The organism is Halorubrum distributum JCM 10118 (assembly GCF_000337335.1).
GTDB lineage: Archaea > Halobacteriota > Halobacteria > Halobacteriales > Haloferacaceae > Halorubrum > Halorubrum distributum.
In genome coordinates this window covers 25650-45917 of record NZ_AOJN01000032.1, presented here as the reverse complement: position 1 = coordinate 45917, position 20268 = coordinate 25650, and the positions used below count along the sequence as shown (strand labels likewise).

Here is a 20268-nt window from a genome sequence, read left to right as displayed (position 1 = left end):
GAAAAAGGCGTGTCGTTGTGGGATTCAGCGCGACGGTCGGCTCCCCGCGCGTCAGTTACCGTTGCCTTTCCCCTTGCCGCCGGCGAGGCGCTCGACGGTGTTGAGCGCGTTGATGATCCCGGCACCGAACTCCGAGTCGCTCTTGCCGTTCGCCCCCTCGGCGCCCTTCTGGATCACCTGCTCGATCCGGCTCGCATTCGCGTTCGGTTCGAGTTCGCGGACGAGCGCAGCGAGGCCGGCGACCTGCGGGGCTGCCATGGAAGTGCCGGCCTTGTACCCGTACGCTCCCTGTTCGACGGGGATTGTCGACAGCACGAGGTTCGTCGGGAATGGCCACTCGACGGCGTCGGGGTCTTCGACCAGCGTCTTCTCCAGCGTTTCGTACCCACCGCCCGGCGCGGCGATGTCGATGTCGCTCGTGCCGAAGTTCGAGTAGAAGGAGAGCGTGTCCGCGGGCGAGGTCGCACTGACGGTGAACGCCGCCGGAACGCTGTTCGGCAGGGTGAAGCCGCTCCCCTGAAGGCTCCCCGAGTCGTTGCCGGCGCTCCCCGTGATCACGGTCCCGCGCCGGACCGCGCTCTGGAACACGGTCTGGACCTCGGCCTTGAGCTTGTTCAGCTCCGATCCCGGCTGCTGAACGCCCGGGATTCCGAGGCTGAAGTTCGCCGCGTCGGCGCCGATCTCTGCCGCGTAGTCGATGCCAGCGAGGATATCACCGAACGTCGCGCCGCCCTCTGCGGGGAACACGCGAACCGGGATCAGCTCCGTGTCCGGGGCGGTACCGACGACGCCGGATTCGCCCGTGGCGCCGACGGTTCCGGCGACGTGCGTGCCGTGAGATCCAGAGTCGTCGGGCCCGATCTCCGGCACGTCGTCGTCGGCGACGAAGGCTTGGCCGAGCTCCTCGTTGACGTTTCCGAGGTCCGGGTGGTTCAGGTCAATCCCGGTGTCGACGATCGCGACGCGCGTTCCCTCCCCGGTCGCGTACTCGTGGGCCTCGAAGACGTCGGTGATCTCCTTGTCCCACTGGAGGTCGGACAGCACGGCGCCCTCGCTCGGCGGGGTCTCGTCGGCCGCCTCGGTGTTGACTTCCGGCTCGTCGAGTTCGAGCTTCAGGTCCGGATTCGCCGCTTTGACGCCCTTGACCGACTCGATGTCGGCGGCTGCGTCGCTCGGACCGACCGCGACCAGCACGTCACCGTCGGCGAGCTCGTGACGGACCTCGAACCCCGCGTCCGTGACGGCGTCGGCGACGCCGTTCCCGTTCGCACCGATGATATACTGCGTCTGTCCGTCCGCGGCCGACGCAGTTCCTGTGATCGTCGCCGTCGCGGCGAGCCCGGCAACTCCCTTCACGAAAGTTCGTCGTTCGAAATTCATGTGAGTAGTCCTCGTGTGACGAGGTACCGACATTGTATCCTGATAGAGTATAAATGTTCATCAATGAATGACTCTGTACTAATCTAAATCCAAGTAAACAGAAAGGCGGTGGTCGCCAGAAACGTCAGTCGACGACGGTACGCGACGGGGGAGCGACTCCCGACGGAAGCGGGCGTGGGTTCGGTCGGCCGAGGGCCTACAGCCGCTTCGACACGTACGGCCCGTCCTGCCGGTAGCCGAGCTTGTTCCGGTAGTACTCGCGGGCGCCGATCCCGGAGATGACCGCGATCTTCTCGTAGCCGGCCTCGCGAGAGAGCTCCTCGGCGCGTTCGAGGAGCTTCGTCCCGTACCCCTGATGCTGCCAGTCGCCGTCGCCGCCGATGCCGACCTCGGTGCCGTACACGTGGAGCTCGCGGACCAGCGCGGCGTCTTCGAGCTCCGGGCGGATCGGGTCGCTCTCGGTGCCGGGCGCACCGGGCTGGTCGGGCGCGAACGACGGGAACCGCAGGCGACAGAAGCCGACGAGCAGGTCGCGAACCGGATCCTCGAAGGAGAGGAAATGCTCCGTGCCGCCGCCGGCCTCGTAGGTGAGCACGTCGAGCTCGACGTCGTCGGGGTCCGGGTCGGCGTCGTTGTGGCCGACCTCGCGGGCGCGGATGTCCTGTTGGACGATCCCCTTCTCCTCGGCGCGCTGCGCCGCGAGCTGGCGGAGGTTCGACTTCTGGACGCCGGCGTCGATGAAGTCCGCCGGGATGTCGCGCTGGACGCGCTGGAGCCGCGTGTACTTCGGTATCAGATCCATCACGTCGGCGACGAGGTCGGCCGCTTCCTCGCTCGTGAGCGGGTCGAAGTCCTCGCGCCGCCAGCGGTCGTACACGCGGGTCCCCTCGACGACGAGGGTGGGGTAGATCTTCAGGTAGTCCGGGCGCCAGTCGGGACTGTCGAACAGCTGGCGGAAGTCCTCCAGGCACATCTCCCGCGTCATCCCCGGCTGGCCGGGCATCATGTGGAAGCCGACCTTGAACGCGGCGTCGCGCAGGCGGCGGTTCGCGTTCCGGGAGGCCTCGTTGCCGTGGCCGCGGTGCATCTCGCGGTTGACGCGTTCGTAGGTGGTCTGGACGCCGACCTCGACTTTCGTGCCGCCCAAGTTAAGCATGCGGTCGATCTGCTCGGGGTCGCACCAGTCCGGCTTCGTCTCGAACGTCGTGCCGATGTTGCGGATCGGATTCGTCTCGTTCTCGGCGATCACATCTTCGAGGTACTCGAACTCGGTCTCCTCGGGCGCGGGCGCGAACGACTCGCCCTCGGCGGGCTCGGGCTCCTTCTCGAGGTCGTAGTCGTTCATCGCCTGAAGTGCGCGCTTCACGAACCACTCCTGGTAGTCGTGCGAGCGCGCGGTCATCGTCCCGCCCATCAGGATCAGTTCGACCTTGTCGACCGGGTGGCCGATCTTCCGGAGCTGTTCGAGCCGGAGCGTGACCTGCCCGTACGGGTCGTAGTCGTTCTGCTCGCCGCGGGCGGCCGCGGGCTCGTGGCCCGTGTACGACTGCGCCGAGGAGAACTCCGAGGCCGGGCCGCCGGGGCAGTAGAGGCACTTCCCGTGGGGGCACAGCTCCGGCGAGGTCATGATCGCGACCGGGGAGACGCCCGAGGCGGTCCGGACGGGCTTGCGCTGGACCACCTCGATCACGTCGTCGCGGGCCTCGGCGGGCGCGTGGTCGAGGATCTCGGTGTTCTTCGGCACCTTCGGGGAGCCGAACTCCGAGCAGGCGTCGAGCTTTGCGCGTTCGAGGTCGTCGCGCTCGATTTCGCCCGCGAGGATGCGGTCGACGAGGTGCTCGCAGGTGCGGACGAACGCCTCGGAGTCGGTGGGGCCCCCGGAAGCGGCGTCCTCGGACTCGGCGTCGCCCGCCGCGTCGGTACTCATTACCCTTCGATCCGCGGGTTTCGGGGTTAAGCGTGTCGCACCCGGGCGCCGACTCGGTGCGCCGAGCCGTTTACCACAGAGTATATTAGTTAGTGGTATTAGCGGGTAATTATGCCAGCGACACAGATGGAGCGGGCGCGACGCGGCGAGGTCACCTCCGCGATGGAACGCGTGGCGGCGCGCGAGAACCGCGATCCGGAGTTCGTCCGCGAGGCGGTCGCCGAGGGGCGTGCGGTGATTCCGAACAACCACGCGCACGACGCGCTCGACCCGATGGTCATCGGCCGGGCGTTCGCCACGAAGGTCAACGCGAACATCGGGAACAGCGAGACGACGAGCGGCCGGGAGGAGGAGCTCGAAAAGCTCCACGCGGCGGTCCACTACGGCGCCGACACGGTGATGGACCTCTCGACGGGCGACGAGCTGGACGCGACCCGCGAGGCCAACGTGGCGCACTCGCCGGTGCCGGTCGGGACGGTCCCGATCTACGAGGCGGTCAAGCGGGCCGAGTCCGCCGAGGCGATCACCCGCGAGCTCCTGCTCGACGTCATCGAGAAACAGGCGCGGCAGGGCGTCGACTACATGACGGTCCACGCGGGGATACTGATGGAACACCTCCCGCTGACCGACGGCCGGAAGACGGGGATCGTCTCGCGAGGGGGGTCGATCCTCGCGCAGTGGATGGAGGAGAACGGGTCGCAGAACCCGCTGTACGCGAATTTCGAGGCGATCTGTGAGATATTCGCCGAACACGACGTGACGGTCTCGCTCGGGGACGGCCTCCGGCCGGGCTGTGTGGCCGACGCGAGCGACGAGGCGCAGTTCGCCGAGCTCGACACCCTCGGAGACCTCACGCGGACCGCGTGGGACCACGGCGTCCAAGTAATGGTGGAGGGCCCCGGCCACGTCCCGATGGACGATATCGCGGAGAACGTCGAGCGGCAGCAGGCGGTGTGCGACGGGGCGCCGTTCTACGTCCTCGGCCCGCTGGTGACGGACGTGGCGCCGGGGTACGACCACATCACGAGCGCGATCGGCGCGACCGAGGCCGCGCGGGCCGGCGCGGCGATGCTGTGCTATGTGACGCCGAAGGAGCACCTCGGACTGCCGGAGCCCGAGGACGTGCGGGACGGTCTCGCCGCGTATCGGATCGCGGCGCACGCGGCCGACGTGGCGAACGACCTCCCCGGCGCGCGCGACTGGGACGACGCGCTCTCCGAGGCGCGGTACGAGTTCGACTGGCGGCGCCAGTTCGACCTCGCGCTCGACCCCGAGCGCGCGCGGTCGTACCACGACCAGACCCTTCCCGGAGACAACTACAAGGAGGCCCGCTTCTGCTCGATGTGCGGCGCGGAGTTCTGCTCGATGCGGATCGATCAGGACGCCCGAGACGCGGACGGCGAGATGGCGTCGATAGCGGGATCGGAGGGGACGGACCTCGACGCGTCGCCGGCCGCGAGCGTGAACCTCCCGCCGGTCGGGGCCCACGACACGAGCCGCGTGCCGGAGCGGATCGAGGTCGAGGGAGTGACGTTCACCCCGGAGACCACGGACGACGACTGAGTCGGGCGGAGGGGCGGGTGCGGGGGAGCCGCGGCCGGAAGCGCGCGTCGGCCCGGGAGAGGCGAACCCGGCCGGTTTTAGTCCGGCACCCGCGTAGTCGCGGCCGTGTTACGGAAGGACCTCCTGCGCGTCTCCCGGGCGGGCGGCGGCTACCGCCCGCAGTTCACCGGCCGGGAGCACCGTCCGCTCGCGGCGCGGGTCCTCGGGACGTTCGAGTCGCACGTCGGCGAGCGCCGCGGCGACCTCGACGACGCGCTGGCGGACCTGGAGGCCGACGCGGCCGCGCGGAACGGCGACTTCAAGCTCGTCCGGGGGCTGGCGGCGCTCGTCGAGCGCGAGTGCGAGTTCGAGACGCGCGCGCCGGTCCCGCCCCGTCGCGTTCGGCGGGCCGCGTTCGAGGCCGCGGAGGCGGTCGGCGTCGCGAGCGAAGCGGAGCGGGAGGCCGCGATCGAGCGCGCAGCGGACGCGCTCGGGATAGAACCGGCCGACGCGGAGCGGTCGCTGTACGCCGACCGCGACGTCGAGCAGGTCCTCACCGGCGCCGACGTGCGCTGGGGTCCCGACGCGCTCTTGGAGCAGTACGACCTCTCTCTGGCCCAGACCGCGCTGTTCGACGCCACCGAGGTCAGAGTGCGGTCGAACGACCCGAAGCGGCTCGTCTCCGCCGTGAAGCGCCTGCGACTGATGTACGAGGTCGAGCAGACGCCGGAGGGCCGCGAACTCGTCGTTACGGGGCCCGACCGGCTGTTCTCGCGCACCCGGCGCTACGGGACCGCCTTCGCGCGGCTGCTCCGCAGCGTCGCGGAGTCCGCGGAGTGGTCGCTGGAGGCGACGATCGACGACCGCGGCCGCGAGCGCACGATGCGCCTCTCGGACGGCGACGTGACCGTGCCCGACGTGGAGCCGGTCGCGGAGCCCGACTTCGACAGCGGGGTCGAAGCGGACTTCGCCGGCCGGTTCCGCGGTCTCGACCTCGACTGGACCCTCGTCCGCGAGCCGGAACCCCTCGAAACCGGCGCGAGCGTCATGATCCCGGACTTCGCGTTCGACTACGCCCACGCCGACTTCCGGCTGTTCTTCGAGGTGATGGGGTTCTGGACGCCCGAGTACGTCGACAAGAAGCTCGGCCAACTCGCGGACGTGGAGGACGTGGACCTGCTCGTCGCCGTCGACGAGAGCCTCGGGGTGGGCGAGGAGATCGCCGCCCGCGACCACCGCGTCGTCACCTACTCCGGGACGGTACGCGTGAAGGACGTCGTGGACGTCCTCCGCGAGTACGAGGCCGAGTTCGTCGCCGACGCGGCGGCCGACCTCCCGGGCTCGCTCTCGCCCGACGCCGACGTGATCGCGCTGGACGACCTCGCCGACGAGTACGGCGTCAGCGTCGAGGCGCTCGAGGGGAAGGCGTTTCCCGACCACGAGCGCATCGGGCGGACACTCGTACGGCCAGCAGTGTTGGAAGCGGTCGACGCGGAAATCGAGCCCGGGATGGCGCTCTCGGAGGCCGAAGCGGTCCTCGACGACCGCGGCGTCGACGACGCGAGCGCCGCGCTCTCGCGGCTCGGCTACCGCGTCGAGTGGGAGGGGCTCGGCGGCGGGACGGTCCGAGAAAAGGATCCGTAGCCGTGCGCGAGCAGAGACGATGCGGGGCGAGATCGGAGCCGGCGTTGGAGCGTGTTCAGGGGAAATTGCGGCGGCTATCGCGAGAGGCCGCGCCGCGACGGGTGGCGGGCGTGCCGGCGAGTTCGACTCTCCCGGGCGGAATCACGCCCGTCTCACGTGAGTTCGGACCCGTCCGCCTCGGCGGAGAGGTTGAGCTCCGCGACGAGGCGGGCGGTGATGACCTGCTCGATGATGTCGAGTAGCTGTCCGTCGTCGGTGACGTAGTCGGCGAAGAGACCGAGCGGGATTTCACCGCCCGCCACGTCGTGATGCCCCCCGCCGCTGCCGACATCGCCGAACGCGTTGTTCAGCACGTCGCCGACGTGGACGCGAGGGTCCGGCGATCGGGCGCTGATCTGAATAGACTCCTTGACGAGGCCGAAGACGATGGCCGTCCTGACGCCCTCTAACCGGACGAGATAATCGACGGCCTGTGGGAGCGAGTCACGCTCGGAGGTCCGGCCGACGTGGGAGATGAGCACTGCGCCGTTCGTCCGTCGGTTGTCTATCGCGGTCGATATCGCGTCGATCGTTCCGCCGCTGACCGACGGGCTCGAGAGCTTTCGGAGCAGTTCCGGGTCCCCGTGGTCGTGGAGGTACCCCGCCGCTTCGTATTCGGCGTTGGTCGCCCCTCGGAGGAAGTCGAGGGTGTCCGAACGGATGGCGAACAGGAGTGCCGTCGCGAGGTCGCTATCGAGGTCGACCTCCAGGGCGCGGACGTACTCGGTCAGGATCGTCGCCGCCGCGCCGAGTTCCTCGCGGTGATCGACGAACCGGGCGTCGATGTCCCCGGCGGGGTGGTGGTCGATTACGATATCCACCGGCGTGTCGGGAGGGACCGTGTTGTTCCTGCCGGGGATCGAGTGATCGACGAAGGCGAGCAGCGAGTCGGGCGGCCGGTCTTCGACTTCGGCGGTGTCGAACGGTTTGAGATCCACGTCGAGGAGGTTGACGAAGGCCCGGTTCTGTTGGTGAGAGATGTCACCGCTGTAAAAGATGTGGCGCTCGTCGATGCCGGCGGTGGCCGCGATCCGCCCCAAGGCGAGCGCGCTCGCGAGACAGTCCGGATCGGGGTTGTTGTGACAGACGATGTTGATCTCGCTGCTCTCGCGGAGCATCGATCGGAGTTCCTGTGGGCGGCCCATACCTCCCACGTACGACCGCGACACGGTTAGTACTGTACTCCGGATCGAACGCGCGAACCGCGTCTCACTCGACGACCGGCAGGTCCGCGCGGCTCCCCTTGGGAACCACCGACCGCAGTTCGTCGTATAAATACAGCCCCACGCCGATCGGCACGCTCTCACCGGCGACCTCGTGGGTCGCGATCAGGTACCCCCAGTCGCCGTCCCACTCCGGGATGTCCTGATCGTCCCCGGCAGCGAACCGAGACGCCTGCTCGGGGTCCAGTTCGATCACGTTCTTCGTCGCCCGCGATCCGAACCGCGAGACCGCGCGCCCGGTCGGCTTCCAGTGCTCCTGTCGCGTGCGGAGGAACGTCATCCCGACCGCCTCCACCTCGCTGGGGTCGGTCGCCTCGCCGTTGAAGATCCAGATCTTCCCCGCGCCCTTCTCCCAGAAGCTGTACTCCTCGAACACTCCACCGCCGATCCCGAACCGCTCGGCCCACCAGTCGAGGACCTCCGCCCGGCTCGCGCGGCCCTCGACCTCGCGGTCGGCGGGGGTCTCGGGAAGGCGGTCGAACTGCTGGCCGTCGTTGGTGGGGGCGCTGTCGGTCACGCTCCCACCTCCGTTTCCTCCCCGCCCACGCGCAGCTTCGCGCAGAAGAACCCACCCGTGTCGTTTCGGTGCGGGTAGACGCGCTTCGCGCGCGTCACGGACTCGTCGTACGTCTCGCCGTCCCACTGGGTGACGCCGGGGTCGGTGTCGAGCGGCAGGTCGAACTCGACGAGCTCGCAGTCCTCCTCGTCGAGGACGTGGTCGAGGACGGCCTCGTTCTCCTCCGGCGCGAACGTACACGTGGAGTAGACGACGACCCCGCCGGGGCGGGTCGCCTGAACCGCTCGCGCCAGAACGCCCTTCTGGATCCCGGCGACCGCGTGGACGTGGTCGAGCGTCCACTGGTCGAGGACGTCAGGGTTCTTCCGGCAGGTGCCCTCACAGGAGCAGGGCGCGTCGACCAGCGCGCGGTCGAACTCGTCGAACCCCAGCGGCTTCGTCGAGAAGTTGCGGGCGTCCTGGTTCGTGACGATCGCATTCGTGATCCCGAGGCGCTCGGCGTTGTGCCGGAGCGCGGAGAGGCGCCCGAGGTTGTTATCGTTGGCGACGACGGTCCCCTCGTCGTCCATCGCGTCCGCGATCTGGGTGGTCTTGCTGCCGGGCGCCGCACAGGCGTCCCAGACGCGCTCGCCGGGTCGGGGGTCGAGCGCGAGCGTCGGCAGCACGGACACCTCCTCCTGCCCGTGCGTCCAGCCGTGGACGTACGGCCAGTTGCCGCCGGGGTTCCCGTCGGGAAGCCGGAAGAGGCCGTCGTGCCAGTCGACCGGTTCGTACGCCACTCCCGCCTCGTCGAACGCCTCGCGGACGCGGGCCGGCGTCGCGGCGATCTCGTTCGTACGCACGACCGAGGGGAGGGGCCGGTCGCACGCCGCCCGGAACGCGTCGACGTCGTCGACGAGCGGCTCGTATCGGTCGAGCGGATTCATGCCCGTCCTTTCGCGTCGGGCCGTTAGACGGTTTCGGGACACGCGCCCGGCGCTGCGCGCCTCATCTGTACCCGGAACCGCCCCCGCCGCACCTTTAGGTCCGCCCCGAGCGTAGGGGCGGGCATGGCACGCATCTCCGTCCTCGACGACGACGTCTCGCTGGACGAACCCACCCTGATCGAGGGATTCCCGGGCGTCGGCCTCGTCGGCAAAATCGCGACCGACCACCTGATCGACGTCCACGAGATGACCCACTACGCGAACGTCCACTGCGACGGGCTCCCGCCGGTGGCCGTCTACCGCGAGTCCGAGACGGCCGCGACGACGCCGGTGCGGTTGTACGCCGATCCGGAGAACGACCTCGTCGCGCTCCGCAGCGACGTGCCCGTCAACCCGACCGCGGCGACGGAGGTCGCGGCGTGCCTCGGCTCGTGGTTCGACGAGGCCGAACTGTTCCCGATCTTCCTGTCGGGGCTCGGCCGCGAGAAGGGCGAGGCGCCCCCGAGCCTGTACGGGATCGCGACCGGCGACGGCGGCGAGGCGCTCGGGCGCGCGGACGTGTCCGAGCCGTCCGAATCCGGGCTCGTCTCGGGGCCCACGGGTGCGATGCTCGCGGCGGCGCTCGAAAACGATCGCGACTCGGTCGGGCTCGTCGTCGAGTCGGACCCGAAGTTCCCCGACCCCGAGGCGGCGCGGGTGCTCATCGCCGACGGCATCGACCCCATCGCCGGGATCGAGACGCCGATCGACGGGCTCGTCGAGCAGGCGACCGAGATCCGGAACGCGAAACAGCAGCTCGCCGAGCAGATGCGGCAGGCGACCGAGGAGAGCTCACAGGCCGAGCCGCTGAAGATGTTCCAGTAAGCGCGGCGCAACCGTCGACTGACCGCGCTACCGATCGGCTGAGTCGCCAGCGCCGTCACCCTCCAGCTCGTCGAGGATCGGCCGGTACTTCAGCTGGACCTCGTCCCACTCGCGGTCGGGGTCGGAGTCGGAGACGATACCGACGCCCGCGAACAGCGTGGCGCGCCGGCGGCTCGCCACGGCCGAGCGGATCGCGACCGCGAACGCGCCGTTCCCGGCGGCGTCGATCCAGCCGACCGGCGCGGCGTACCAGCCGCGGTCGAACGGCTCCGTCTCGCGTATCGTCGCCAGCGCTCGGTCCGGCGGCAGCCCGCCCACCGCGGGCGTCGGGTGGAGCGCCTCGACGAGGTCGAGCACGTGACGGTCCGCGTCGAGTTCGGCGGTGATCGGGGTGTGGAGGTGTTGGACCGTCGCGAGCCGGCGGACGCGGCGCTCGCCGGCCGAGATGGACGCCGCGAACGGCTCCAGCTGGTCGCGGACCGTCTCCGCGACGAGCTCGTGCTCGTGGACGTTCTTCTCGTCGTCGAGGAGCTCCTGCGCGAGCCACTCGTCCTCCGCCGGCGTCTCGCCGCGGCCGGTCGTCCCGGCGAGCGCGTCGGTCTCGACGGTGCGGCCGCGGAGCGAGACGAGCCGCTCCGGCGTGGCGCCGAAGAAGGCGCTCTCGCCGCCGTCCGGCTCGAACCAGTAGCGGTGACAGTCCGGGTACTTCTCCGCGAGGCGTTCGAGCGTCGCCGCGCGCGGGAAGTCGGCCGCGAGGTCGGCCTCCAGCGCCTGCGCCAACACCACCTTCCGGAGGTCGCCGTCGCGGATCCGGTCGACCGCGGCGCCGACGCTCTCGCGCCACGCCTCGCGGCTCGTCGTCCGGCGGCTCTCGCTGATGCCCGGACGGGGCGGTCGACCGGCGTCGGCCGCGTCCGCGGAGTCCCTCCGGTCGAGCGCGGCGAACCGGTCGACCTCGCGCGCCAGGCGATCCTCGACTGCGGACACGTCGGCGTCGGGGCCGACCGCGTTGACGGTGAGCCACGCGCCGTTGTCCGCTATCGTCAGCTGGACCCGCGGTAACACGAACCGCGCCTCCGGAAACGGCCCCCACGGGTCGCCGTCGCAGGCGCCCTCGTGGAAGGCGAACCCACCGAAGACGCGGGGGCGGGCCGCCTCGGTGCCCGCGTGGACGTCGCCCGACTCGAACAGCTCGGTCGCTGCCTCCCGGATCGCCGCGAACCGATCGCCGCCGGAGGCGGTGAGCGTCGCCGCCGCGCCGCCGCCGAGCACCAGCGCGTCGTCTGGCGCGCTCCACGTCGTGCGCGGCGACGGCAGCACGTCGAACGCCGCCGCGAACGCCGGCTCGTCGACCGCCGTAGTCCGGCTGACCAGCGGCGGCGACGACCGAGAGCGCGCCCGTTCCATGCGTATCGAGTGGGGGCCGGGGACCCTTTATCCTGACTATCGGGGCGGAGCGGGCGGGGGAGATCCGGCGGCGGGGCGGAGGGACTTCAGCGCCGAACGATCAGCTGTATCGCTCTTCGTTCCAAGGGTTCGCCGTGTCACTGTACCCGCGCTTCTCCCAGTAGCCCAGCTCGGGTTCGGTGAGGAGCTCGACGCCCGAGACCCACTTCGCGCCCTTGTACGCGTACTTATGCGGCGTGACGACCCGGACCGGTCCGCCGTGGTCGGCCGGGAGGTCGTCGCCGTCGAAGCCGTACGCGAGCTGGACGCCCGGCTTCGTACACTCGTCGAGCGGGAGGTCGGTGGTGTACCCGTCCAGCGAGTGGAACATCACGTGTTCGGCGTCGTCGCGGACGCCCGCGAGCTCGGCCAGGTCCGCAAACGCGACCCCGGTGAACTCGCAGTCGAACTTGCTCCACCCCGTCACGCAGTGGAAGTCCTGTCGCTGGGTGACCGCCGGGAGGTCGCGGAACTCGTCGAGCGAGAGGGACAGCGACTCCTCGACGGCGCCCCACACCTCGAGTTCGAACGTTTCCGGGTCCCACGAGGGCGTTCCGCTCTTCGAGAGGACCGGGAAGCCGTCGGTCTCGCGCTGCCCCGGCGGGAGTCGGTCGTCGCCGTACTCGCGGTAGAGGTCGGTGAGGTCCTCGGTGGCCTCGACGCCGGACTCTGTCATGCGGTTCGGTTCGGCCCGGACCGACGTATGAATGTCGCTCTCGGTGACGGTCGGGCGTCAGAGCGCGCCGCGCTCGGCGGGAACGCCTCCGGCGCCGGAGGGAGTGGGATCGGGTTCGCACATCTCTAACGCGTATTTAGAAGATCAAAAATGAACTTTTGAGTAGTCGTTTTGAGTTTTTGTATCCGCGGATCTCCGACGCCAATTTTATATACGCCATGCCACAAGACCCGAACAGCAAATGCCACGAGTGAAGATAACCGTGCCGGAGCATCTGGAGATGCAGATCGCCCAGATGGTCGAGGAGGGAGAGTTCCTCAACCGGGAGGAGGCGGTCGAGGAGCTGCTGTCGACTGGCATCAAGGCGTACAAGACGAGCGGTCCCCGAGACGACGACGACTCCAACGGGTTCGAGGACGAGGGGATGATGGGCCACGAAGACGAGTACGTCTTCTGAGCGAACGACCCCCGCATCGAACCGCACGCGGTACGGATCCGTGCGTACCGCCCTCAACAACCCTTATAGGGCATACAACACGTATCCGTGGGTATGCACAAGGATGAGCTGCTCGAACTCCACGAACAGATGGTGACTATCATGGAGCACTTTCGCGCGCAGGAGTCCGTCGACGGCTCGCTGTTCGACCCCTACGACGAGCTCGAGGTCGACCCGTCCCACGTCCACAAGTCGAAGAGCGAGCACAAACACGCCGTGTTCGTCCTCGGCAACGCATTGGCGAACGCGATGAGCGAAGACGAGTTCTCGCCCGCCGGCCGCGTCGGCAAGCGGATGGAGGAGCTGGCCGACGACGCGGAGAACAAGATCTGAGGCCGGAGGCTCCGGTCACCCGTCGAGGCACGCTCTTCCTCCTATATCTATCTCGACTCGACGCGCTGGACCCCCGTATTGATGTGTGCGCAGCCCCCTCGAACCCCACATGGTCGCGGAAGCGCTGACGTCGGACGCCGTCCATCTCGCAGCCGGAGGCGTCGGCGTCGTCGTCGCGCTCGCCGCGGTGTACCTCGTCGACCGCCCGAGCGGCGACTGGACGCGGGCGCTCCGGTCGCGGCTCCTCCTCGGCGTCCCGTGGGGGACGCTCCTCACGATCGCCGGCGTGATCGGGGTGTACCTATTCGTCCAGTCCGGCGTCGACGACCCGAACCGACCGGTGGTGATCCCGTTCCGGTCGTGGTCGTACTTCTACCCGGAGGGGCTCGTCTGGTCGAGCTTCGCGCACGCGAGCCGCGGGCACCTCACCGGGAACCTCCTCTCCGCGCTCGTCGCCGGCGGGCTCGCGGAGTACGCGTACGGCCACTTTCCCGACGGGCGCGAGGTCGACCGCGGGGGTCGGCCCGCCGTCCGGCTCCGGCGGCTCCCGAGTCTCCTTCGGGGACTCCCGATCCGACTCCGTAGACTCCCCGAACGAGTCCGGGAGGTGCCGAGCCGGATCGCCGCCGTCGAGTCGCCGGCCGAGAGCCCCTACGTCCGAGCGTTCCTGATCGTTCCCGGCGCCGCGGTCGCGTTCGGGCTCCTCTCCGCGCTGTTCGCGCTCGGTCCGGTGATCGGCTTCTCCGTCGTCGTGTTCGGGTACTGGGGGTTCGCGCTCGTCTCCCGCCCCGTCGCCGCGGTCGTCGCGATGGCCGGGACGACCCTCGTCGGCGTCCTCTACGACGCAGTCCGGGTCCCGGTGGCGTTCGCGGAAGCGTCCCCCTCCTACGGCGTGCCGGGGTGGGCGAACGTCGCGATCCAGGGGCACGCGCTCGGGCTCATCGGCGGCGCGCTGGTCGCCGTCCTCCTCCTGCGTCGTCGCGCCCGGCGACCGAACCGCGTCGACCGTGACGCGGACTCGGAGTCGACCGCGGGGCGGTGGCGGTACCATCCGGTCGCGACCGCGGACGACGGCGAGGGATCCCGCGCTGACGCGACCACGAGCGGAAACGGCTCCCGCCCTGACGCGACCGAGCGGTCCGCGCTCCTCGTCTTCGGCGCGCTGCTGCTGTTCGGCGCCTCCCGTCGGCTGTGGGCTGTCTACTGGTACCTCGGCAACGAGCGGTACGAGCTGTACCGCGCCGTCGGCGTCGGGCTGCTCGCCCTGCTTGCCGCGATCGTCGCCGTCGCGGCCGTCTCGCGCGACGACCCCCTGTGGCCGGCTCGGGCGGTTCCGGAGCCCGAAACGCTCCGGGACGGGATCCGGTCGGCGACGCCGGCGGCGCTCGGGGTCCTCCTGCTCGTCGCGGCGCTGGCGGCCGTCGCCGGCCCGGGCGTCGTCCCGAACCTCGTCGCGGTCGACGGCGCCGACCTCCCGGGCGACCCGATCGAGGTGGAAGGGTACCAGGTGACGTACGCCGAGAACGTGGAGGATCAGCTCGTTGGCGTCGTCGACGTGGAGGCGTTCGGGCGCTCGACGTCGGTCAACACCTCGGGGGTGATCGTCAGCGACCCGGACCGCGAGATATGGACGACCGCGGTCTCGAAGGGGAACCTCGCGTTCTGGGGGTACCGCGCGGTCGACGTGGGCGGGGCGGGCTGGCGCGAGACCGTCTGGGTCCAGCGCGTCGGGTGGGTCGCCGCGAACGGCGGCCCGACCTACCGGGTCGACGCGGTCCAGAACGAGACCAGGCGGACGCTGTTCGTGAGCGATCCGGCGCGGGCCGAGCCCCGGATCGACGGCCGAAACGTCACCGTCGCGGCGACGCAGGCCGGGTTCGAGCTGCGGGTCGACGGCCCGGACGGGAACGCGAGCGCGCCGCTCCCGGCGGCCAACGAGTCGGTGACGTTACGCGGGGTCGAGCTCGTCAGAGAGAGCGACGTCCTGTTCGCCGAGCGCGGCGAGACGCGCGTGCGGATCGCGCAGCGGGAACGCTACGAGGGGCGGCAGTAACCGGTGGCGACGGCTCCGGAGGAAGGGCTCGGAGCGCCCTACGACCACTCGATCCGGTACACTTCGGTGTCGATCTCTCGCGCCTCGTCGGTGTGGTGGTCGAACTGCGCGTCGATCCGGAACTCGGCCGCGAAGGCGTGGGTCACCTCGCCGCCCTCGTCGGCGGCGAACGCCTCGATGAACTCCCGGCTCCCGGCGTTGTGGACCGAGTACGAGACGTCCGCGAGGTCGCTCGCGACCGCGAGGAATTCGCGGTCCGCGTTGCGGTTGCCGTCCTGTGCGCCGAACGGGGGGTTCATCACGACGGTCGCGGGCTCCGCGACGGCGAGCGGGGGGCGGGTGGCGTCGCCGCGGACCCAGTGGACCGGCGCGCTGGCGGCGACGCGGCGCTCGTTGTCCCGGGCGGTCGCGAGCGCGCCGCCGTCCAGTTCGAGGCCGACGACGCGGGCGGGACCGCGCAGCGCGGCGGCCAGCGCGAGCATTCCGGTGCCGGCGCCCAGATCGATCACGGTCCGGCCGTCGACGTCGCCGTGGAGGTCCGCGAGGTGGACGACGTGGGCCGCCAGCTCCGGGGGCGTCGGGTACTGTTCGAGGGCGGCGTTAGGGCGCTCGAACCCGGCGACGACCCCGAGCTTGGTCGCGAGCGACCGTTTCGTCGCCATCGGTCAGGCGGCGCCGCCGCCGTCGACGCGAACCAACTCGACGCCCTCGCGGTCGGCCCGCTCGGCGAGCGCCGCGAGCGCGGTTTTCGCCTCCTCGCACGCGTCGCCGTCGACGCTGACCTCGATCCGGCCGGCGCCGAGGAACGAGGCCGCGCGGACGAGCCCGCGGAGGCGGTCGGCCTCGCGCTGGCGTTCGAGCGTGCTCTCGGCGTCGAACTCCGCCTCGGTCGCGACCGCGGCGGGCTGGTAGCCGCGGGCCGCGAGCCCCCGCTTGAGGTCGCGGAGGTGTTCGGGCGCGGTGCTGTCGAGGTCCGCCGCGTCGATGACGACGGGGTCGACGTCCGCGGGACGACAGCCGCGCAGCGTGCGTTCGATGCCGGGAGACGAAGTGGTGCTCATACGAACCCATTGGCAATAGTTATACAAAAGTCTTTATAGATGTCTGGAAGTAATAATATGGGCGGCGCTCGACACCTCCCGGTAGTGGGTACGCCGGTATCGGCGTTTGAGCTCCGTCGGCCGTGGAACGCACGCGATTTGGGGACTCTGGACCCGCTGTCCGAAAGCAGGCGACGATTCCGACCTCAACCCGCGGTCACGTTTCGTACGTCGCGGCCGAGCGACGGGACGGGCCGCGGCCGTCGTCGAACCGACGCCTGATTTCCAGATCCGTCGCCAAATGGGCTCAGATGGCGGTTAAAACGGTATCCGTACGGCGGCCGACCATCAGGATCGTTGATGGGGGTGGACAAGGTTTAAATGCGCGACTGACCACAAACCTTTTAATGGAACGTCCGAGTCGCCAGCGACAACAAGAGCGGGACACGGAGCAGGAAACGGACGAATCAACGGTCTCCTGTCCGGAGTGTGACTCGGAGAACATCGTCACCGACGCCGACCAAGAGCTCGTCTGCGAGGACTGCGGGCTCGTGCTGGACGAACGGAACATCGACCGCGGCCCGGAGTGGCGCGCGTTCAACCACAACGAGCGGCAGTCGAAGTCGCGCGTCGGCGCCCCGATCACGGAGACGATGCACGACAAGGGGCTGACGACGACGATCGACTGGAAGGACAAGGACGCCTACGGGCGGTCGCTCTCCTCGGAGAAGCGCTCGCAGATGCACCGCCTGCGCAAGTGGCAGGAGCGGATCCGGACCAAGGACGCGGGCGAGCGCAACCTCCAGTTCGCGCTCTCTGAGATCGACCGGATGGCGAGCGCGCTCGGTGTGCCGCGCTCGGTACGCGAGGTGGCGTCCGTCATCTACCGACGCGCGCTCAACGAGGACCTCATCCGAGGACGCTCCATCGAGGGCGTCTCCACGGCCGCGCTGTACGCCGCCTGCCGACAGGAGGGGATCCCCCGCAGCCTCGACGAGGTCGCCGACGTCTCGCGGGTCCCGCAGAAGGAGATCGGCCGGACCTATCGGTACATCTCCCAAGAGCTCGGGCTGGAGCTGAAGCCGGTCGACCCCAAGCAGTTCGTCCCGCGGTTCGCGTCCTCGCTCCAGCTCTCCGAGGAGGTCCAGTCGAAGGCGACCGAGATCATCGACGTCTCCGCCGAGCAGGGGTTGCTCTCCGGAAAGTCGCCCACCGGCTTCGCTGCGGCCGCCATCTACGCGGCCTCGCTGCTCTGTAACGAGAAGAAGACACAGCGCGAGGTCGCCGACGTCGCGCAGGTCACCGAAGTCACCATCCGCAACCGGTATCAAGAGCAGATCGAAGCGATGGGGTTCCGCTAGGGGGGGGGTTCCCGTTCGAAATCGGGGTGTTCGCTCCGTACCCGGCTTCGAGACAGTTGATCGGGTTTTTAATCGATACCCGCTGTACAGTGGAGTGAGATGTACTCAGAGATCCTCGTTCCGACCGACGGCGGTCCGGCGTCGGACGCCGCGATCGAGCACGCGATCGACCTCGCGAATCAGTACGGCGCGCGCCTCCACGCGCTGTACGTCGTCGACGGCGCGGCGTACTCCAGCCTCGAGGCGGGCGCGGAGATCGTCGTCGAGGCGCTCGAATCTGAGGGCGAGGAGGCGACCGGCCGTGTCGCGGACGCCGCCGCGGACGCCGGGGTCGAGTGCGTCACCAGCGTGACGTCGGGAACGGCCTACCGGTCGATCCACGACTACGTCGACGAACACGGCATCGACGTCGTGGTGATGGGGACGCACGGACGGAAGGGGCTCGACCGCTACCTGCTCGGGAGCGTCACGGAGCGCGTCGTCCGAACCTCTGACGTTCCGGTGTTGACCGTGCGACAGCCGACAGATGAGTAGTCGCAGCGTACTCGGCGAACGCGGGTGAGACCGATGCGCGACTGGCTCTCTCACCGCGTGGTCTCGTCGCCCGACGACACCGCCCTCGTCCGCGCCGAGGACGGCGAGGCGTGGAGCTACACCGACCCTGTCTCTTATACACATNCCCGGCCGGCTCGTCGCCCACGGGCTGGGCGAGGGCGACCGCATCGGCGTGCTCACGCCCCCGTACGTGGGTACCGTCGGCCTCGTCCACGCGACGATGCGCATCGGGGCGACGTTCGTCCCGCTCGGCCAGGAGCTGACCGCGCGCGAGATCGCCGCGCGAATCGACCGGACCGACCTCGACGCCGTCGTCTGCGCGGAGCCGACCGAGCCGACGGCGACCGACGCGGCGGCGGAGATCGAGGGCGTCCCCGTCTACTCCGTCGACGACCCGACGAGCGCCGAAGTAACGGGGATCCACGACGTCGACCCGGCGTCGCTCGATCCGCCCGAGTGGTCGTTCGAGGACCCGCTCTGCGTGCTGTTCACCTCGGGGACCACCGGCGAACCCAAGCCCGTGCCGCTGACCGCGGGCAACGTGTACAGCTCGGCGGTCGCCTCCGCGTTCCGCCTCGGCGTCGAGGCCGACGACCGGTGGCTCGTGTCGCTGTCGCTCCACCACATGGGCGGGCTCGCACCGGTGTACCGGTCGGTGCTGTACGGGACCACGCTCGTGTTGCGCGAGGGGTTCGACGCGGGCGGCACCGCCGACGACATCGACGCGTACGACGTGACCGGCGTCTCGCTCGTCCCGACGATGCTCAAGCGGATGCTCGACCGACGGGGGACGCTGTCGGACTCGCTCCGCGTGGTCCTCCTCGGCGGCGCCCCCGCGCCGGCGGAGCTGTTGGAGCGGTGTCGCGACTACTCGGTCCCCGTCTACCCGACGTACGGGATGACGGAGGCCGCCTCGCAGATCACGACCGCGACGCCGCGACAGACCAGAGACCGGATCGGGACGGTTGGCCGACCTCTCTTCGGCACCGACGTGACGGTCGTCGACGACGGCGACCCGGTCGAGACGGGCGAGACCGGCGAGATCGTCGTCAGCGGACCGACGATCACGCCGGGGTACCTCGTCGAAGACGAGGGAGACCCCCCCGACGCGGTCGGCGAGGGCGACGCGTCCCCGGGCGAGGCGATCGGTCTGAACGGGATCGACCTCGCAGACGTCGACCGATCCGATTTCGGCCCGTACGGACTTCACACGGGCGACGTCGGACGGTTCGACGAGGACGGCTATCTCCACGTGCTCAACCGCGTCGACGACCGGATCATCAGCGGCGGCGAGAACGTCGAACCCGGTGAGGTCGCGGACGTCCTCCGGGAGTACGACGAGGTCGACGACGTGGCGGTGGTCGGGCTCGACGACGAGGTGTGGGGCGAGCGCGTCGCGGCGCTCGTGGCCGTCGGCGACCGGTTCCCGTCGCCGGCGACGGCCTCCGTCGAGGGCGACGCCTCGGAACAGGGCGCCGTGGAACAGAGCGCCGCGGAACAGGGCGCCGTGGAACAGGACGCCTCGGAACAGAACGCAGCGGAACAGAACGCAGCGGAACAGGGCGCCGTGGAACAGAACGCCTCGGAACAGGGCGCAGCGGAACAGGACGCCCCGGGCGACGAGCTCGTCGACGACGAGCCCGCGGAGCAGAGCGCGGGAACCGCGACGTCGACAGTCGAAGCCGGCGGCATGGGCCCCGCGCCGATCGACGAGGCGGCGTTCGTCGCCTTCGCCCGGGAGCGACTCGCGCGGTTCAAGATCCCGAAGACGATCGCCTACGTCGACGAGCTGCCGCGGACCGTCTCGGGGACGGTCGACAGGGAGGCGACGCGCGCGCTCCTCCGAGAGCGCGGCGCGGACCCTCGACGGAACGTCGACGCGGACCTCGAAACCGCGGGATTCAAACCCGCCGACCCCGCCGAGCCGCCCGAATCGACCGAACCGCCGGCGGAGTCGGAGGAGGACTCGCCGAGCGAGGGGAACGCCTCGGAACCCGGTTCCGACGAGCCGAGGGGCGACGGCGCGGCCGCGGACGAGCCGAGCGACGACCCTGACGAGGTCGACATCGCCGACGCGGAGGAGATCGCGACCGAGCCGAGCGACGACGCTGCCGACGCCGCGGAGTCCGGTGACACGGCCGCTGTCGAGGTGGGAGAACGGGACGGCGACGGAGACGACGCGAGCGCGGGCGACGAGGAGTAAACTCCCCCGAAGTTCTCCGTTGTTCCACGAACGTTTTGCCCGC

General features: G+C 69.8%; 17 protein-coding genes and 1 pseudogene. 9 read left to right on the top strand and 9 right to left on the bottom strand.

Going from position 1 to position 20268, the window contains the following annotated elements:
- Positions 1–51: 51 nt before the first annotated feature.
- Both C466_RS05735 and C466_RS05730 read right to left on the bottom strand, forming a co-directional pair.
- Positions 52–1356 (bottom strand): S8 family peptidase, encoded by a 1305-nt coding sequence (locus tag C466_RS05735; protein WP_004598569.1) that lies wholly within the window; start codon positions 1354–1356, stop codon positions 52–54.
- 220 nt (positions 1357–1576) lie between these two features.
- The gene (locus tag C466_RS05730) at positions 1577–3307 is read right to left on the bottom strand and encodes a tRNA uridine(34) 5-carboxymethylaminomethyl modification radical SAM/GNAT enzyme Elp3 (RefSeq protein ID WP_004598567.1); all 1731 of its coding nucleotides are present in this window, start codon (positions 3305–3307) and stop codon (positions 1577–1579) included.
- Positions 3308–3469: 162 nt separating this feature from the next.
- Here C466_RS05730 and thiC point away from each other — a divergent pair, with 162 nt between their 5' ends.
- Together thiC and C466_RS05720 are read left to right on the top strand one after the other, a co-directional pair.
- Positions 3470–4870, top strand: a complete 1401-nt coding sequence (gene thiC / locus C466_RS05725; protein WP_394295018.1) for a phosphomethylpyrimidine synthase ThiC — start codon at positions 3470–3472, stop codon at positions 4868–4870.
- Positions 4871–4975: 105 nt separating this feature from the next.
- Positions 4976–6493 (top strand): DUF790 family protein, encoded by a 1518-nt coding sequence (locus C466_RS05720; protein ID WP_004598564.1) that lies wholly within the window; start codon positions 4976–4978, stop codon positions 6491–6493.
- 152 nt (positions 6494–6645) lie between these two features.
- Here the strand turns inward: C466_RS05720 and C466_RS05715 are convergent, their stop codons facing one another.
- The 3 genes from C466_RS05715 to C466_RS05705 all read right to left on the bottom strand — a co-directional run bounded on the left by C466_RS05715 (position 6646) and on the right by C466_RS05705 (position 9198).
- Positions 6646–7677, bottom strand: coding sequence for a DHH family phosphoesterase (locus C466_RS05715; protein WP_004598562.1), 1032 nt, complete (start codon positions 7675–7677; stop codon positions 6646–6648).
- Between the two features lie 64 nt (positions 7678–7741).
- Positions 7742–8272 (bottom strand): DUF7122 family protein, encoded by a 531-nt coding sequence (locus tag C466_RS05710; protein ID WP_004598560.1) that lies wholly within the window; start codon positions 8270–8272, stop codon positions 7742–7744.
- Complete coding sequence (locus tag C466_RS05705; protein ID WP_004598558.1) at positions 8269–9198, bottom strand: RsmB/NOP family class I SAM-dependent RNA methyltransferase; 930 nt, start codon at positions 9196–9198, stop codon at positions 8269–8271. The genes C466_RS05710 and C466_RS05705 overlap by 4 nt, the downstream gene beginning before the upstream one ends.
- A gap of 123 nt (positions 9199–9321) precedes the next feature.
- Between C466_RS05705 and C466_RS05700 the strand changes: the two genes are divergently transcribed.
- Positions 9322–10062: a proteasome assembly chaperone family protein gene (locus C466_RS05700; protein ID WP_004598557.1), complete on the top strand. Its 741-nt coding sequence runs from the start codon at positions 9322–9324 to the stop codon at positions 10060–10062.
- A 27-nt stretch (positions 10063–10089) separates the two neighbouring features.
- On the opposite strand, the gene C466_RS05695 is transcribed toward C466_RS05700, so the two are convergent.
- Both C466_RS05695 and C466_RS05690 read right to left on the bottom strand, forming a co-directional pair.
- Entirely contained in the window at positions 10090–11469 is a 1380-nt protein-coding gene (locus tag C466_RS05695) for an isochorismate synthase (RefSeq protein WP_004598556.1), read from the bottom strand.
- Between the two features lie 100 nt (positions 11470–11569).
- Positions 11570–12184, bottom strand: a complete 615-nt coding sequence (locus C466_RS05690; RefSeq protein ID WP_004598555.1) for a sulfite oxidase-like oxidoreductase — start codon at positions 12182–12184, stop codon at positions 11570–11572.
- Positions 12185–12425: 241 nt separating this feature from the next.
- On the opposite strand from C466_RS05690, the gene C466_RS05685 reads away from it, so the two are divergent.
- The 3 genes from C466_RS05685 to C466_RS05675 all read left to right on the top strand — a co-directional run bounded on the left by C466_RS05685 (position 12426) and on the right by C466_RS05675 (position 15066).
- Positions 12426–12641 (top strand): ribbon-helix-helix domain-containing protein, encoded by a 216-nt coding sequence (locus tag C466_RS05685; protein WP_004598554.1) that lies wholly within the window; start codon positions 12426–12428, stop codon positions 12639–12641.
- A gap of 93 nt (positions 12642–12734) precedes the next feature.
- Positions 12735–13013 (top strand): UPF0058 family protein, encoded by a 279-nt coding sequence (locus tag C466_RS05680; RefSeq protein ID WP_004598553.1) that lies wholly within the window; start codon positions 12735–12737, stop codon positions 13011–13013.
- A gap of 109 nt (positions 13014–13122) precedes the next feature.
- Positions 13123–15066, top strand: coding sequence for a rhomboid family intramembrane serine protease (locus tag C466_RS05675; protein WP_004598552.1), 1944 nt, complete (start codon positions 13123–13125; stop codon positions 15064–15066).
- A gap of 38 nt (positions 15067–15104) precedes the next feature.
- Here the strand turns inward: C466_RS05675 and C466_RS05670 are convergent, their stop codons facing one another.
- Both C466_RS05670 and C466_RS05665 read right to left on the bottom strand, forming a co-directional pair.
- Complete coding sequence (locus C466_RS05670; protein WP_004598551.1) at positions 15105–15728, bottom strand: METTL5 family protein; 624 nt, start codon at positions 15726–15728, stop codon at positions 15105–15107.
- A 3-nt stretch (positions 15729–15731) separates the two neighbouring features.
- Positions 15732–16127: an apurinic/apyrimidinic endonuclease family protein gene (locus tag C466_RS05665; RefSeq protein ID WP_004598549.1), complete on the bottom strand. Its 396-nt coding sequence runs from the start codon at positions 16125–16127 to the stop codon at positions 15732–15734.
- A 386-nt stretch (positions 16128–16513) separates the two neighbouring features.
- Between C466_RS05665 and C466_RS05660 the strand changes: the two genes are divergently transcribed.
- From C466_RS05660 to C466_RS05650, 3 genes and pseudogenes are all read left to right on the top strand, one after another.
- A complete protein-coding gene (locus C466_RS05660) occupies positions 16514–17467 on the top strand; it encodes a transcription initiation factor IIB (RefSeq protein WP_004598548.1) in 954 nt (317 codons plus the stop codon).
- 99 nt (positions 17468–17566) lie between these two features.
- Positions 17567–18001: a universal stress protein gene (locus C466_RS05655; protein ID WP_004598547.1), complete on the top strand. Its 435-nt coding sequence runs from the start codon at positions 17567–17569 to the stop codon at positions 17999–18001.
- A 33-nt stretch (positions 18002–18034) separates the two neighbouring features.
- A pseudogene (locus C466_RS05650) lies at positions 18035–20225 on the top strand (AMP-binding protein).
- The last annotated feature ends 43 nt before the right edge of the window (positions 20226–20268 follow it).